The 13,163-nt window shown below is 53.2% G+C and carries 14 protein-coding genes; 2 read left to right on the top strand and 12 right to left on the bottom strand.

The genetic code is table 11. From position 1 onward, the window contains the following. The first annotated feature begins 29 nt into the window (after positions 1-29). Positions 30-200 carry a YhfL family protein gene (locus tag M4I31_RS01755; RefSeq protein WP_006687392.1) on the top strand — a complete coding sequence of 57 codons (171 nt, stop codon included), beginning with the start codon at positions 30-32 and terminating at the stop codon, positions 198-200. 63 nt (positions 201-263) lie between these two features. On the opposite strand, the gene trpS is transcribed toward M4I31_RS01755, so the two are convergent. The 12 genes from trpS to M4I31_RS01695 form a co-directional block, all read right to left on the bottom strand. Beyond that, the gene (gene trpS / locus M4I31_RS01750; protein WP_038634836.1) at positions 264-1,268 is read right to left on the bottom strand and encodes a tryptophan--tRNA ligase; all 1,005 of its coding nucleotides are present in this window, start codon (positions 1,266-1,268) and stop codon (positions 264-266) included. Then, on the bottom strand, positions 1,261-2,019 hold the full coding sequence (gene gph, locus M4I31_RS01745) for a phosphoglycolate phosphatase (protein WP_038634839.1): 759 nt from the start codon (positions 2,017-2,019) through the stop codon (positions 1,261-1,263). The genes trpS and gph overlap by 8 nt, the downstream gene beginning before the upstream one ends. Next, positions 2,012-2,689: a ribulose-phosphate 3-epimerase gene (rpe, locus tag M4I31_RS01740; protein ID WP_003023561.1), complete on the bottom strand. Its 678-nt coding sequence runs from the start codon at positions 2,687-2,689 to the stop codon at positions 2,012-2,014. Before rpe ends, gph begins: the two co-directional genes overlap by 8 nt. Positions 2,690-2,706: 17 nt before the next feature. After that, entirely contained in the window at positions 2,707-3,543 is an 837-nt protein-coding gene (dam, locus tag M4I31_RS01735) for an adenine-specific DNA-methyltransferase (RefSeq protein WP_085048999.1), read from the bottom strand. Between the two features lie 117 nt (positions 3,544-3,660). Next, positions 3,661-4,998, bottom strand: coding sequence for a cell division protein DamX (gene damX / locus M4I31_RS01730; RefSeq protein ID WP_085049000.1), 1,338 nt, complete (start codon positions 4,996-4,998; stop codon positions 3,661-3,663). Between the two features lie 96 nt (positions 4,999-5,094). Continuing rightward, on the bottom strand, positions 5,095-6,183 hold the full coding sequence (gene aroB / locus M4I31_RS01725; RefSeq protein WP_038634848.1) for a 3-dehydroquinate synthase: 1,089 nt from the start codon (positions 6,181-6,183) through the stop codon (positions 5,095-5,097). Between the two features lie 57 nt (positions 6,184-6,240). Then, positions 6,241-6,762, bottom strand: coding sequence for a shikimate kinase AroK (aroK, locus tag M4I31_RS01720; RefSeq protein ID WP_003023552.1), 522 nt, complete (start codon positions 6,760-6,762; stop codon positions 6,241-6,243). A gap of 405 nt (positions 6,763-7,167) precedes the next feature. Continuing rightward, complete coding sequence (hofQ, locus tag M4I31_RS01715) at positions 7,168-8,403, bottom strand: DNA uptake porin HofQ (RefSeq protein WP_370621288.1); 1,236 nt, start codon at positions 8,401-8,403, stop codon at positions 7,168-7,170. Next, positions 8,318-8,731, bottom strand: a complete 414-nt coding sequence (locus M4I31_RS01710) for a HofP DNA utilization family protein (RefSeq protein WP_085049002.1) — start codon at positions 8,729-8,731, stop codon at positions 8,318-8,320. Before M4I31_RS01710 ends, hofQ begins: the two co-directional genes overlap by 86 nt. Beyond that, the gene (locus M4I31_RS01705) at positions 8,721-9,176 is read right to left on the bottom strand and encodes a hypothetical protein (protein WP_085049003.1); all 456 of its coding nucleotides are present in this window, start codon (positions 9,174-9,176) and stop codon (positions 8,721-8,723) included. The genes M4I31_RS01710 and M4I31_RS01705 overlap by 11 nt, the downstream gene beginning before the upstream one ends. Continuing rightward, complete coding sequence (locus M4I31_RS01700) at positions 9,160-9,699, bottom strand: PilN domain-containing protein (RefSeq protein ID WP_085049004.1); 540 nt, start codon at positions 9,697-9,699, stop codon at positions 9,160-9,162. Before M4I31_RS01700 ends, M4I31_RS01705 begins: the two co-directional genes overlap by 17 nt. Beyond that, complete coding sequence (locus M4I31_RS01695; protein ID WP_085049005.1) at positions 9,699-10,478, bottom strand: DNA utilization protein HofM; 780 nt, start codon at positions 10,476-10,478, stop codon at positions 9,699-9,701. Before M4I31_RS01695 ends, M4I31_RS01700 begins: the two co-directional genes overlap by 1 nt. Positions 10,479-10,598: 120 nt before the next feature. On the opposite strand from M4I31_RS01695, the gene mrcA reads away from it, so the two are divergent. Then, on the top strand, positions 10,599-13,151 hold the full coding sequence (mrcA, locus tag M4I31_RS01690) for a peptidoglycan glycosyltransferase/peptidoglycan DD-transpeptidase MrcA (protein WP_085049006.1): 2,553 nt from the start codon (positions 10,599-10,601) through the stop codon (positions 13,149-13,151). Positions 13,152-13,163: the final 12 nt, after the last annotated feature.

Genomic DNA, 13,163 nt, shown 5'->3' with positions numbered 1-13,163 from the left:
AAAAATAGATATCTTACAAGGATTTTAACATGCTGAAATTTGCAAAAATCACCATTGTCGCTGGGGTTCTGGCTACACTGACCGCATGTACGGGTCATATTGAAAACAAAAAAAATAACTGCAGCTACGATTATTTCCTGCATCCAGCAATTTCAATTTCTAAAATTATTGGTGGCTGTGGTCCGGCTGCAGACCAGTAATAGATGCTATTGCGCAGATAAAAAAACCGGGGATTCCCCGGTTTTTTTGCAACGCAGAAAATATTACGGTCTGGCGACAAAACCAATCGCTTCGTAAACGGCTTTCAGCGTAACAGACGCGCGTGCGCTGGCTTTTTCCGCACCGTCTTTCATTACTTTCTGCAGGAAAGCTTCATCGTTACGGAAACGGTGATAACGTTCCTGAAGCTCGGTCAGCATGCCGGAAACGGCCTCCGCGACTTCACCTTTCAGATGACCATACATTTTGCCTTCGAAGTGCTGTTCCAGCTCGGGAATACTCTGGCCGGTGACGGCAGAAAGGATATCCAGCAGGTTCGAAACGCCCGCTTTTTCTTTCACATCGTAACGAACAACAGGCGGCTCTTCCGAGTCAGTCATCGCTCGTTTGATTTTTTTGACCACAGATTTTGGATCTTCCAGCAGACCGATCACGTTGTTGCGGTTGTCATCCGACTTGGACATTTTTTTCGTCGGCTCCAGCAGCGACATCACGCGCGCGCCGGATTTAGGGATGAACGGTTCCGGTACTTTGAAGATGTCGCCATACAGCGCATTGAAGCGCTGAGCGATATCGCGGCTCAGTTCAAGATGCTGTTTCTGATCTTCGCCAACCGGTACCTGATTGGTCTGATACAGCAGAATGTCTGCCGCCATCAGCACCGGATAATCAAACAGACCGGCGTTGATGTTCTCTGCGTAACGCGCAGATTTATCTTTGAACTGGGTCATACGGCTCAGCTCGCCGAAATAGGTGTAGCAGTTCAGCGCCCAGCCTAACTGTGCGTGTTCCGGTACGTGCGACTGAACGAAAATGGTGCTTTTTTCAGGATCGATCCCGCATGCCAGATACAGCGCCAGCGTATCCAGCGTTGCTTTACGCAGTTGCTGAGCATCCTGACGAACGGTAATGGCATGTTGGTCAACGATGCAGTAGATGCAATGGTAGTCATCCTGCATGTTCACCCACTGACGCAGCGCACCCATATAGTTGCCAATGGTCAATTCACCTGAGGGCTGTGCGCCACTAAAAACGATGGGCTTAGTCATTTTTCGATTCCTGATTTTCGCTATGCGGAAGCCCGAGAGCGGGCAATAGTTCATTAATGCGGTTGTACATGACATCGGGCTCGCTCAATGCGATAGACTCACCGTAGTTGTAGCCATACGTCAGACCAACGGACGGACAACCAGCAGCCTTAGCCGCCTGAATATCATTACGAGAATCCCCTACGAAGAGCATTTGCTCAGGCTTGATGCCAAGCTTACTTGCCACCAGCAGCAGCGGATCCGGGTGTGGTTTTTTATTCTGCACGTCGTCACCACCGATGACCACGCTGAAGTATTTGGCGATATCTAACGCCTCGAGCAATGGCGCGACAAACGGGGTTGGTTTGTTGGTCACCAGACCCAGCGGCAAACCTTTAGCATGCAACGCGCCCAGCGTGTCGGCAACATCAGGGAACAGGAATGTCCCCTCTTCTGCGACATCGCCGTAGTACCTGTCGAACAGCTTACGCAAAATACGTACCTGTTCCTCAGCAGGAATATCATCATCAATGGGGGGTTTACCCATCGTTTTACGTAATGTCGCGCGCTCCTGACGAGACCACGCCAGCGCGCGCTCCATCAGTACATCTGCACCATTACCAATCCAGGTGATTACACGTTCTTCACCAGCAACCGGCAGTTCCAGCGCATACAGCGCCATATCCACCGCTGCGGCTAATCCCGGCGCGCTGTCGACCAACGTGCCGTCGAGGTCAAAAGCGGCGCCCCGAATATCCTGAAACTTATCCATGACTTACCTTCGCCAGTTCATTGCGCATTTCATCAATGACTTTTTTGTAGTCTGGTTGGTCGAAAATAGCGGAGCCTGCAACAAACATATCTGCACCCGCCGCCGCGATTTCACCGATGTTGTTCACCTTGACGCCACCATCAACTTCCAGGCGGATGTCATAGCCAGATTCATCAATACGACGACGCACTTCACGCAGCTTATCCAGCGTTTGCGGGATGAAAGACTGTCCGCCAAAGCCTGGGTTAACGGACATCAGCAGGATCACATCCAGCTTATCCATGACGTAGTCCAGGTAGCTCAAAGGCGTTGCCGGGTTAAACACCAGGCCCGCTTTACAACCATGCTCTTTGATCAGTTGCAGGGTACGATCAACGTGCTCGGAGGCTTCCGGATGGAAAGTAATGATGCTGGCGCCAGCGGCGGCGAAGTCAGGGACAATACGATCGACCGGTTTCACCATCAGGTGAACATCAATCGGGGCGGTGATGCCATATTTACGCAGCGATTTCAGAACCATCGGTCCGATGGTCAGGTTCGGTACGTAGTGATTGTCCATGACGTCGAAGTGTACTACATCGGCACCGGCAGTCAGCGCTCTCGCGGTGTCTTCGCCCAGGCGGGCAAAATCAGCCGACAGAATTGAGGGGGCGATCAAATACTGTTTCATCCGCTTCTCCTTGAGAATTATTTTTTCGCAGGCGTTGCGACTCCTGGTTTATACAGCGCCAGCAGTTCGTTCACCTTTTTACGCGTGCCGCCATTGCTGCTGATGCTGCGCCGCACTTTGACCTGAAAATGTTTCGCTGCCCGGTACCACTCACGAGTATCGGGCGTGTCATGGTTCGAAATTAACACCGGAATCTGCTTACTGACCAGCTTTTCTGCCATCTCGGCCAAATGCGCCTGCTCTTTCGGGCTAAAGCTGTTGGTATGATACGCGGTGAAATTTGCCGTCGCCGAAAGCGGTGCATAAGGCGGGTCACAATAGACTACGGAGTTGGTATCCGCACGGTCCATGCACTCTTCATAGGAAAGGCAATGGAACTCCGCATTCTGCGCTTTTTCAGCAAAATGGTATAACTCGGCTTCCGGAAAATAAGGTTTTTTATAACGACCAAACGGTACGTTAAACTCACCGCGCAGGTTATAACGGCACAACCCGTTGTAACCAAAGCGGTTCAGATACAGGAATAGCACTGCGCGGCGGAACGGGTCCTGGCAGGTATTAAATTCTTCCCGGAACTGGTAGTACACCTCAGCCTGATTAGTTTCAGGCATAAACAGCTCGCGCGAAGCCTGCACGTACTCATCGGTACGGGTCTTCACGATGTTATAGAGACTGATGAGGTCGCTGTTGATATCGGCAAGAATATAACGAGAAAAGTCGGTGTTGAGAAACACCGACCCGGCCCCTACGAAGGGTTCAATCAGACACTCACCCTGGGGTAAATGCCGTTTGATATCATCAAGCAGGGGGTATTTTCCCCCTGCCCATTTCAAAAAAGCGCGATTTTTTTTCATGCTGACTAACTAATTACACCTTCTCCGGCTGTGGAGAAAGCTCCGACAGCATCCTGCGCTTTAGTCTTTGTCCCGCAATTGGGCGAAACAGCAAACCATTGCAGAACATATCCTATCTTACTTCAAATCGGCCTGAACCTGGTGCAGCGGTTTTGCCCACGGATTTTTCGCCTGAATATCGGCGGGTAACGTAGACACTGCACGTTTCGCATCTTCTTTAGACGCGTACACGCCCGTCACCAGAACATACCACGGTTGACCGTTACGCGTCGTCTGATACACCACGTAGTTCTTCAGGTTTTCTTTCTTCGCCCAACCGTTCAGGTTGTCGTAGTTAGAAGAACTGCTGAGCTGCAGCGTGTAATGGCCGGACGGCGCAGATTTTAACGCGCCAACATTTCCTGTACTTTTCGCTCCGCCAGCCACAGGCGTTGCCGTCGCGGTTGGCGCAGGTGTTGCAGTTTGTGCAGGCGTTGCCGTCGCGGTTGGCGCAGGTGTTGCAGTTTGTGCAGGCGTCGTCGTCGCGGTTGCTTTCGGTTCTGCTGTCGCTTTTGGCGCAGCGGTTACCACAGGCGCTTTGGTTGTGGTCGTCGGCGCAGTCGCGGTTGGTTTTGCCTGAGCAACAGGTTTCGGCTCTGTCGTCGCCGCTTTCACCGTGGTCTGCGGTTTGCTCTTCGGCTCAATGACGGCCTGTTTACGTTCCTGGTGCGTAGCAGCAGGACGTTCAACCGTTTCCGTTTTGGCAGTCTGGCGCGCAGCAGTACCATTACGAACGGGTGCGACGGTCGCGGGTTCGGTCGGCAGCGTAGAGTTCACCACGACGTTGTTAACCTGCTCCTGACCTTGCGGTTGCGTCAGCGCATTGTTCAGATCGCCCTGCACTTCAACACGCTGCTGACCTTCAGTTGCCGCAGGCGTCTGACCTTGAGTGGGGGTAGAGGAAATCGGCGGCAGGGAAACATCCTGCTGGGTATTGCCCGCCGTCTGCTCAGCGCCCGTTGCAGGCGTATTCGTGTTCGCCTGATCCGTCGCATTGCTGCCAGAAAGATCGATGCTCTTCTCGCCAGACGCCGTCTGTTCACTGGAAGAAGATGAGGGGGCTTTCAGCGCAGAACCAATACCGATGATCAACAGCAGCAGCACCAGCACGCCCACACCCATCATCATATACTGACGAGAGGCAGGTTTACTGACCGCTTTCTTACGCTTGCGCGGACGACGTTCTACACGCTCTTCATCCACCGCATCGTCATCAGATTCATAGTCTTCTTCGATGTCCCGCTCTTCTTCACGCTCTTTACGTGCGCGCGCAGGACGGCGATCGTCAGCATCCAGATCAACATCATCAAAATTGATTTGCGGCTCATTATCGCGTTCAGACGATTGACGAGAACGACCAGTACGACGATCGCTGGGATCGGGTTTCAGCTCGTCTTCTGGTTTGAATTCATCCATTTAACACCCCACTCAAAGGTTAATGCTTACAACTTTGCACGTAACCTGAAGCTAAAAGACCTACGTTTCGCAACGTACGTCGGACCTTTCTTGTTGTTACGCCTGCTGGCAATCAGCAATAGCGTTAAGAACCACCTCGTGCGACACTCCGCCGCGCACTTCACTCTTCCCTATTGCCCGCGGAAGCACTAAACGAATCTCTCCCGCTAACACTTTTTTATCTCGCAGCATATGCGGCAAATAGGCCTCGGTGGACATTTCACGTGGCCCATTAACCGGTAAGCCTGCTCGCTGTAGCAGCGTAATGATGCGCTGCGTATCCGCAGAGCTAAACTGACCCAGACGTTCTGACGTACGAGCAGCCATTACCATACCTGCTGCGACGGCTTCACCATGTAACCAATTGCCATAACCCATTTCAGCTTCGATCGCATGGCCGAACGTGTGTCCCAGATTCAGTAAAGCACGTAAGCCCATTTCGCGCTCGTCTGCTGCGACAACTTCTGCTTTCAGCTCACAACAACGGCGAATACAGTACGCCATTGCCGGACCGTCCAGACGCAATAACGCGTCCAGATTGTCTTCCAGCCAGTTGAAAAACTCACCGTCAAGAATGATGCCGTATTTGATGACTTCCGCCAGCCCCGATGCCAGCTCACGCGCAGGAAGCGTTTTCAGACAATCGAGATCCACCACCACGGAGGCTGGTTGGTAAAACGCGCCAATCATGTTTTTACCGAGGGGATGGTTTACGGCGGTTTTGCCGCCGACGGAGGAGTCGACCTGCGACAACAGAGTTGTCGGGACTTGAATGAAACGAACACCGCGCTGGTAGCTGGCTGCCGCGAAACCGGTCAGGTCGCCAATCACGCCGCCGCCAAGTGCGACTAACGTGGTATCTCGACCGTGCGGTTTTTGCAGTAACGCGGTGAAAACCGTATCCAGAACCGTCAGGCTTTTATACTGTTCGCCATCGGGAAGGATAACGCTATCAACGTTAACACCCGCCTGTTCAAGTACGCCGCGAACCTTATCGAGATACAGGGGAGCCAGGGTTTCGTTGGTCACCAACATAACCTGATCGCCCGATTTCAGCGGTAAGAATGAAGCTGGCTCATTGAACAAACCAGCCGCGATAGTGATAGGGTAACTACGTTCCCCGAGAGTGACTGTGATCCTCTCCATTACGCGACATCCACCTTAGTTACTTGTACCCGCAGACGAGTGTGTATTCGGCCAGAATTAGTTGCTTTCCAACATATGAATAATCTGGTTTGCTACGACTTTTGCGCTCTGATCGTCGGTGCGAATGGTCACGTCGGCAATCTCTTCGTACAGAGGATTGCGTTCGTCAGCCAACGCTTCCAGAACTTCACGAGGCGGTGATTCTACCTGCAGCAGCGGGCGTTTCTTGTCACGTTGAGTACGCGCAAGTTGTTTTTCAATTGTCGTTTCAAGATAGACCACGACGCCACGCGCGGAGAGACGGTTACGTGTTTCACGTGATTTTACAGAGCCACCGCCAGTTGCCAGCACAATACCCTGTTTTTCCGTCAACTCGTTGATGACTTTTTCTTCGCGATCACGGAAGCCGTCTTCACCTTCTACATCGAAGACCCAGCCCACATCAGCTCCGGTTCGTTTCTCAATCTCTTGATCAGAATCGTAAAATTCCATATTGAGTTGTTGAGCTAACTGCCGCCCAATAGTGCTTTTTCCGGCACCCATAGGCCCAACCAGAAAGATATTGCGTTTCTCTGCCATTTTTTCGGTACTACTAAGACTATTCGTTAATGGTAAACCCGCTTCGCAGACACCCAGCGCAGCAGGACATGAACTGAAACCTCATAAGATATTGCGAGAGTCAGACTGAAAATTATCTCAATACTCAAGCGGGTTTGGCAACTGAATAAATCACCAAACCCTACGCATTTCTGGTCGTGGCAGGCATGCAGCCCTGCAAACATCAGACATGGCGACGTATCGCGTAGTCCAATGACGGCAAAATAAGCCTATGACACACCACCAGAAAGGCAAAGCGTATTCATTGCCGCATAAGTAAAGAAAAGTACCGACGCTCAAATCGGTACTCCTTGTATGCTAAATACACCCCCACGTCAAATCCCTGAAACGTGTTCAGTGCAAAAACAACGGTTTTTCATGCATAAGTTATTCCGTTGACACCAGTCTGGGCGTAATAAAGACCACTAACTCACGACGCTCATCTTCTTTTCCATCGCGACGAAAAAGAGAGCCAAGCCAGGGGATGTCGCCTAACAACGGCACGCTGTCAGCCGCAGATTTATTTTTATGTGAAAAAATGCCGCCCAACGCAATCGTCTCTCCGCTTTTTACCTCAACCTGCGTTTCAATTTCCTGCTTATCGATAGCCAGAACTTCACCATCAGCTTGTTGTAGCACCTGCCCGGGGACATTCTGGCTGATATGCAGTTTCAGCCTGATTCGCCCTTTCTGCAAAACAGTGGGCGTAACCTCCATCCCCAGTACCGCTTCTTTAAACTCGACGGATGTCGCCCCGCTTTCTCCGCTGGAGACCTGATACGGGATCTCGCTGCCCTGCTTAATACTGGCAGGTTGCAGGTGAGAAGCCAGTAATCGCGGACTGGCGATGATATCAAGCTGCTGTTTTTGCTCCAGTGCCGACAGCTCCAGTTCCAGTAACCGACCGTTAATGCGACCAATATTAAATCCCACACGGGATGTTGCTGCGGGCACCGAAAGATCGCTGGCAAGCGTAGTGACATTCCCCACCGCCCCCGGTTGTTGCGCGTCGGCCAGCGACCATTTAACCCCCAGCTCGCGCAAACTTTTTTCATTAATCGTGACGATATGCGCCGCCAGTTCGACCTGTTCAACGGGTAAATCCATTTGCGCCACCCACTTTTCCAGCGCGTTAAGCACAACGCTATTATCACGCAGCAGTAAGCGGTTGGTTCGTTTATCAACCGTCATGCTGCCTTTAGCGCTCAGCAACTTCTCTCCGGCTTTTGCCAGCTCGGCGGCGTCAGCGTATTGCAAAATGATGCTGCGATATTCCAGAGGCAGGCTGGCCTGCATTCGTGCCTGCTCATTTTCCTGACGGGCCGCATTTTCACTCTGCCATTGCATAGAATGCACATGCAGAATGTTGCCCTCCTGGCGTAGCACTAATCCGGCGCTTTTCACGACCGTTTGCAACGCCTGCTTCCAGGGCACATCTGTCAGATGCAGTGACAGCACCCCGCCGACATCCGGTGAAACCACCAGGTTTTTCTTTTCTTGTTCCGCCAGGGCCTGCAAAACCTGCACAACAGGCACATCATCCACCACCAGCGTTACGTTTTGCGGTTTTCCCGCCTGCCCGCGGAACACCGCGACCAGCAGCATCATGGCTATCCATCTCATCCATCGCTTCATTTACCGCTCCCTGTCGTTGCCACTGCCATTGAGCAGGCTCGCAGCTTTTCTCTGTATTGAGGGTTAAGCTTTCGGCCGTTATCTGCGAAATCGTCCAACCGTTTTTCAGGACGTCATTTCGCTCAACTCGCCGCCATTTGTGCTGCCCATCCTGCACGATGCCGATCGGTCGCTCACCCACGCTCACCATTCCCTGATAACGCCACGTCGACCACTCAGCTATCTGGCAAGGATCCTCCGGCGGTAAGAAGGGATTACGCATACCGGTCAGGATCAGCACACTGATGCATGCCAACAGCCAGCGTTCAACCGTCATTCAGATGTTCCAGTTGTAGCGTTAACAGCAGTTCAGCGCCTTCTACACTGAGAGAAAACCGGCTGACGCTCATCCCTTGTTCCGCCAGTTGGACAAACACCGGCGGGATAGCCTCCCACGCAGGCCTCAGCGTCATCTCCCCGCCCTGAATGGCGGGTTGCCAGTGGACAAGACGTATAAGGGGCGTCTGAAACAGCAACGGAGAGAATGGAATAAACGTCTCTTCAGCCTCTCCTGACGATGACGCCAGCAGATACACGTTTCGCCATTGCGTCTGAATGGCAGCACGTTGCTGGTTTAGCGCCTCTTGTTGCATACCCCGCAGCCTGGCGGCGGGGTAAAGACATAGCGCGACCATCATAAGCAGCCCTAAAATCCAGCCGCATGCGCACATAACACGAAAGCGCAGCGAGTGCGCGAGCCAGGCATCACAGAGCGTTATCATGCGTGTCACTCCGCGTCAGACGATAGTGGAATTGCCAACGCCCTTGGGCATCCTGCTGCGTTTCGCCAGAACGATTTAGCGTAAACAACGGCTGCTGGCGTAATTGCGTTTCCAGCGCCTTAAGGGCGGCAAAGTTCAGCGCATTTCCCGTCAGTTCCAGCGTCCCTTGCTGCCAGGTCATTTTGGTTAACCACACCTGTTCCGGGAGTAATTCCGCCAGCTGTTGCAGAATCTGTTGCCAGCTTTGGGTCTGGTCACGCTGTTTGTTTCGCGCTTGTACCTGTTGCCATTGTTGCAGGCGCTGCTGCAAGCGAGGCTTTAGCGCCATCAGCGCCGCTATGCGCTTATTTTCAGCCTCTACCAGCAGGAGTTCGACCCGGTTTTCCACGCTAAAAACGCTGTAATAGATTAACGTCACGCCAATGCTCAGCAGTAGAGCAGCGCTAAAGAAGACGGCCCAGAAACGCAAACAGGTATACCGCCGAGTCTGACGCCAGGGCAGAAGATTGATGGTCGCTATCATCAATACGATCCTCCCATGGCCAGTCCTAATGCAATGGTAAAGCGGTGGCTGTGTGGTGGAATTGGCGGCTGGCGAACGGACACGACGTTTAAAGGATCGAATCCGCTGGGGTCGCATAGCGCAATAGCTGTCGGGGAAAGAGATAACGTTGCGGCAAGTTCGTCGAGACGGCCAATATCGCCCGTCAATTTTCGCCCCCATGACGAGCGGGTCGCCCATAGCCACTGGGTCTCATCACGCCATACCAGACACTGTTGATGTTCGGGTAAATAAGGAATAAATCGTTGCAAGGCGCTAGCGTCCGGCGTAATCGCTTTAACCTGTACTTTCAGCGCTTGTATTAACGTCAGCAGCGTTGAAATCTCTTTGCTTTGCGCGGCTGTGACGTTAAACGCCGGGCTCAACGTGTCTTCGCTATAATCAAAATGCAGCGCATCCTGCGACATATCCAGTTCACATGCCATCAAACCGGACAACCATGCGGTTTGCTCTGGCTCTCGCAAGGTCATTGCCGGACGAGGAAACTTTTTTTGTAACGTCCTGTTGGCGGGAAAGGAGAGATAAATATGATGTCGGCGAGGAAGCTCACGGCTCCACGGCAGTAGCGTTGCGACAAGCTGTTCTGGCTCGCGAATGTGACCATCAACGATAACCTGAGGTGCCAACGGCATACGCCACCAGCGCTGTAGAAACCAACCGGACGCGTCGCGAACGACAGCGACAGCCAGCGCTTCATGTTGCTGAATATGCAGACCAATTTTCCAGATATTAAAAGCCATTGCTGATGATCTCCGTATCACCCGTTGCTTTAACGGGTATATCAATGCGTCTGGCTTGCCTTTATACTACCGCGCGTTTGTTTATAAACTGCCCAAATGCCACTAAATGGGAAATCTCCAGTGAAGTTCGTAAAGTATTTATTAATCCTTGCAGTATGTTGCATCCTGCTGGGAGCAGGCTCGATTTATGGCCTCTATCGCTATATTGAGCCGCAATTACCTGACGTCGCGACGCTCAAAGATGTGCGTTTACAGATCCCGATGCAGGTTTACAGCGCTGACGGCGAGCTGATCGCGCAATATGGCGAGAAACGTCGAATCCCGGTCACGCTGGATCAGATGCCGCCAGTGATGGTCAAAGCTTTTATCGCCACAGAAGACAGCCGCTTTTATGAGCACCACGGGGTCGACCCGGTGGGGATCTTCCGTGCAGCCAGCGTCGCGTTGTTCTCCGGTCACGCCTCACAAGGGGCGAGTACCATTACCCAACAGTTGGCGAGAAACTTCTTCCTGAGTCCGGAACGTACGCTGATGCGTAAGATCAAAGAAGTTTTCCTGGCGATCCGCATTGAACAACTGCTGAGTAAAGATGAAATCCTCGAGCTGTATCTGAACAAGATCTACCTGGGATATCGCGCCTATGGCGTGGGGGCGGCCGCGCAGGTCTATTTCGGCAAGACGGTCGATCAGCTCAGCTTAAGTGAGATTGCGGTGATTGCCGGTCTGCCAAAAGCGCCGTCAACCTTCAACCCCCTCTATTCGATGGATCGGGCCACCGCGCGACGTAACGTCGTGCTGTCGCGTATGCTGAGTGAAAATTACATTACGCAGGCCCAGTACGATCAGGCGCGCGGCGAGGCCATTGACGCCAACTATCACGCGCCGGAAATCGCCTTCTCTGCGCCGTATCTGTCTGAGATGGTGCGCCAGGAGATGTATAACCGCTATGGCGAGAAAGCCTATGAAGACGGGTATCGCATCACCACCACCATTACGCGCAAAGTGCAGCAGGCGGCCCAGCAGGCAGTACGTAACAACGTGATGGATTACGACATGCGCCACGGCTACCGCGGCCCGTCAAACGTGCTGTGGAAAGTGGGAGAAAGCAGTTGGGACAGCAAGAAAATCACCGATACGCTGAAAGCGCTGCCAACATATGGACCACTGCTGCCGGCGGTTGTCACCAGCGCCAATCCGCAGGAAGCCATTGCCGCGCTGGCGGATGGCACATCAGTTTCATTACGGATGGATGGCATGCGCTGGGCGCGTCCTTACCGCTCGGATACTCAGCAAGGTCCGACGCCGCGTAAAGTGACAGATGTGGTACAGACCGGGCAGCAAATCTGGGTACGCCAGGTTGGCGATGCCTGGTGGCTGGCGCAAGTGCCGGATGTTAACTCCGCATTGGTTTCTATTAATCCGCAAAACGGCGCGGTGTTGGCGCTGGTAGGGGGTTTTGACTTCAACCAGAGCAAGTTTAACCGTGCGACCCAGGCGCTACGCCAGGTAGGTTCCAACATCAAACCATTCCTCTATACCGCCGCAATGGATAAAGGTCTGACGCTGGCGAGCATGCTCAACGATGTGCCGATCTCCCGCTGGGATGCCGGTGCCGGTTCCGACTGGCAGCCGAAGAACTCACCGCCGCAGTATGCTGGTCCTATCCGTTTACGTCAGGGGCTGGGCCAGTCGAAAAACGTGGTGATGGTACGCGCCATGCGTGCTATGGGCGTGGATTACGCAGCAGAGTATCTGCAACGTTTCGGCTTCCCGGCACAGAACATTGTGCACACCGAATCGCTGGCGCTGGGTTCCGCCTCGTTCACACCATTGCAGGTGGCGCGCGGTTACGCGGTGATGGCGAACGGCGGCTTCCTCGTCGATCCGTATTTCATCAGTAAGATCGAAAGCGATATGGGTGGCGTTATCTTCGAAGCGAAGCCAAAAATTGCCTGCCCGGATTGTGATATTCCGGTGATTTATGGCGATACCCAGAAATCTAACGTGCTGGAAAACAGTAATGTAGAAGATGTCGCCGTCTCGCAGGAGCAGCAGAATGCCGCCGTGCCTATGCCACAGCTTGAGCAGGCCAACCAGGCGTTGGTCGCGCAGAGTGGAACGCAGGAGTACGCTCCGCACGTGATCAACACGCCGCTGGCGTTCCTGATTAAAAGCGCGCTGAACACCAATATCTTTGGGGAACCAGGCTGGATGGGAACCGGCTGGCGTGCGGGCCGCGACCTGAAACGTCACGATATCGGCGGAAAAACCGGGACTACCAACAGTTCTAAAGATGCGTGGTTCTCCGGTTACGGACCAGGCGTAGTGACATCAGTATGGATCGGCTTTGACGATCATCGCCGCAATCTGGGTCACACGACAGCTTCCGGGGCGATCAAAGATCAAATCTCCGGCTATGAAGGCGGCGCGAAGAGCGCGCAGCCTGCGTGGGATGCTTACATGAAATCCGTGCTGGAAGGTGTGCCCGAGCAGCCGCTGACGCCGCCGCCGGGTATCGTGACGGTCAATATCGATCGCAGTACCGGTCAACTGGCGAGCGGCGGTAACAGCCGCGAAGAGTATTTCATTGAAGGTACTCAGCCAACGCAACAGGCGGTACACGAGGTGGGGACAACCATTATCGATAATGGTGAGACACACGAACTGTTCTGATCAAAAAAGGCG

This window comes from Citrobacter sp. XT1-2-2 (assembly GCF_023516235.1).
GTDB classification, from domain to species: Bacteria; Pseudomonadota; Gammaproteobacteria; order Enterobacterales; family Enterobacteriaceae; genus Citrobacter; species Citrobacter werkmanii.
The sequence above is the reverse complement of the archived record's forward strand: the minus strand, read 5'-3'. Positions and strand labels throughout refer to the sequence as shown.

Excerpts from the sequence above, each read along its gene's own strand:
- damX (WP_085049000.1), bottom strand. The coding sequence starts at position 4,998 with ATGGATGAATTCAAACCAGAAGACGAGCTGAAACCCGATCCCAGCGAT.
- aroK (WP_003023552.1), bottom strand. The coding sequence starts at position 6,762 with ATGGCAGAGAAACGCAATATCTTTCTGGTTGGGCCTATGGGTGCCGGA.
- trpS (WP_038634836.1), bottom strand. The coding sequence starts at position 1,268 with ATGACTAAGCCCATCGTTTTTAGTGGCGCACAGCCCTCAGGTGAATTG.
- hofQ (WP_370621288.1), bottom strand. The coding sequence starts at position 8,403 with ATGAGATGGATAGCCATGATGCTGCTGGTCGCGGTGTTCCGCGGGCAG.
- dam (WP_085048999.1), bottom strand. The coding sequence starts at position 3,543 with ATGAAAAAAAATCGCGCTTTTTTGAAATGGGCAGGGGGAAAATACCCC.
- aroB (WP_038634848.1), bottom strand. The coding sequence starts at position 6,183 with ATGGAGAGGATCACAGTCACTCTCGGGGAACGTAGTTACCCTATCACT.
- gph (WP_038634839.1), bottom strand. The coding sequence starts at position 2,019 with ATGGATAAGTTTCAGGATATTCGGGGCGCCGCTTTTGACCTCGACGGC.
- M4I31_RS01705 (WP_085049003.1), bottom strand. The coding sequence starts at position 9,176 with ATGATAACGCTCTGTGATGCCTGGCTCGCGCACTCGCTGCGCTTTCGT.
- M4I31_RS01700 (WP_085049004.1), bottom strand. The coding sequence starts at position 9,699 with ATGATAGCGACCATCAATCTTCTGCCCTGGCGTCAGACTCGGCGGTAT.
- M4I31_RS01710 (WP_085049002.1), bottom strand. The coding sequence starts at position 8,731 with ATGACGGTTGAACGCTGGCTGTTGGCATGCATCAGTGTGCTGATCCTG.
- M4I31_RS01695 (WP_085049005.1), bottom strand. The coding sequence starts at position 10,478 with ATGGCTTTTAATATCTGGAAAATTGGTCTGCATATTCAGCAACATGAA.
- M4I31_RS01755 (WP_006687392.1), top strand. The coding sequence starts at position 30 with ATGCTGAAATTTGCAAAAATCACCATTGTCGCTGGGGTTCTGGCTACA.
- rpe (WP_003023561.1), bottom strand. The coding sequence starts at position 2,689 with ATGAAACAGTATTTGATCGCCCCCTCAATTCTGTCGGCTGATTTTGCC.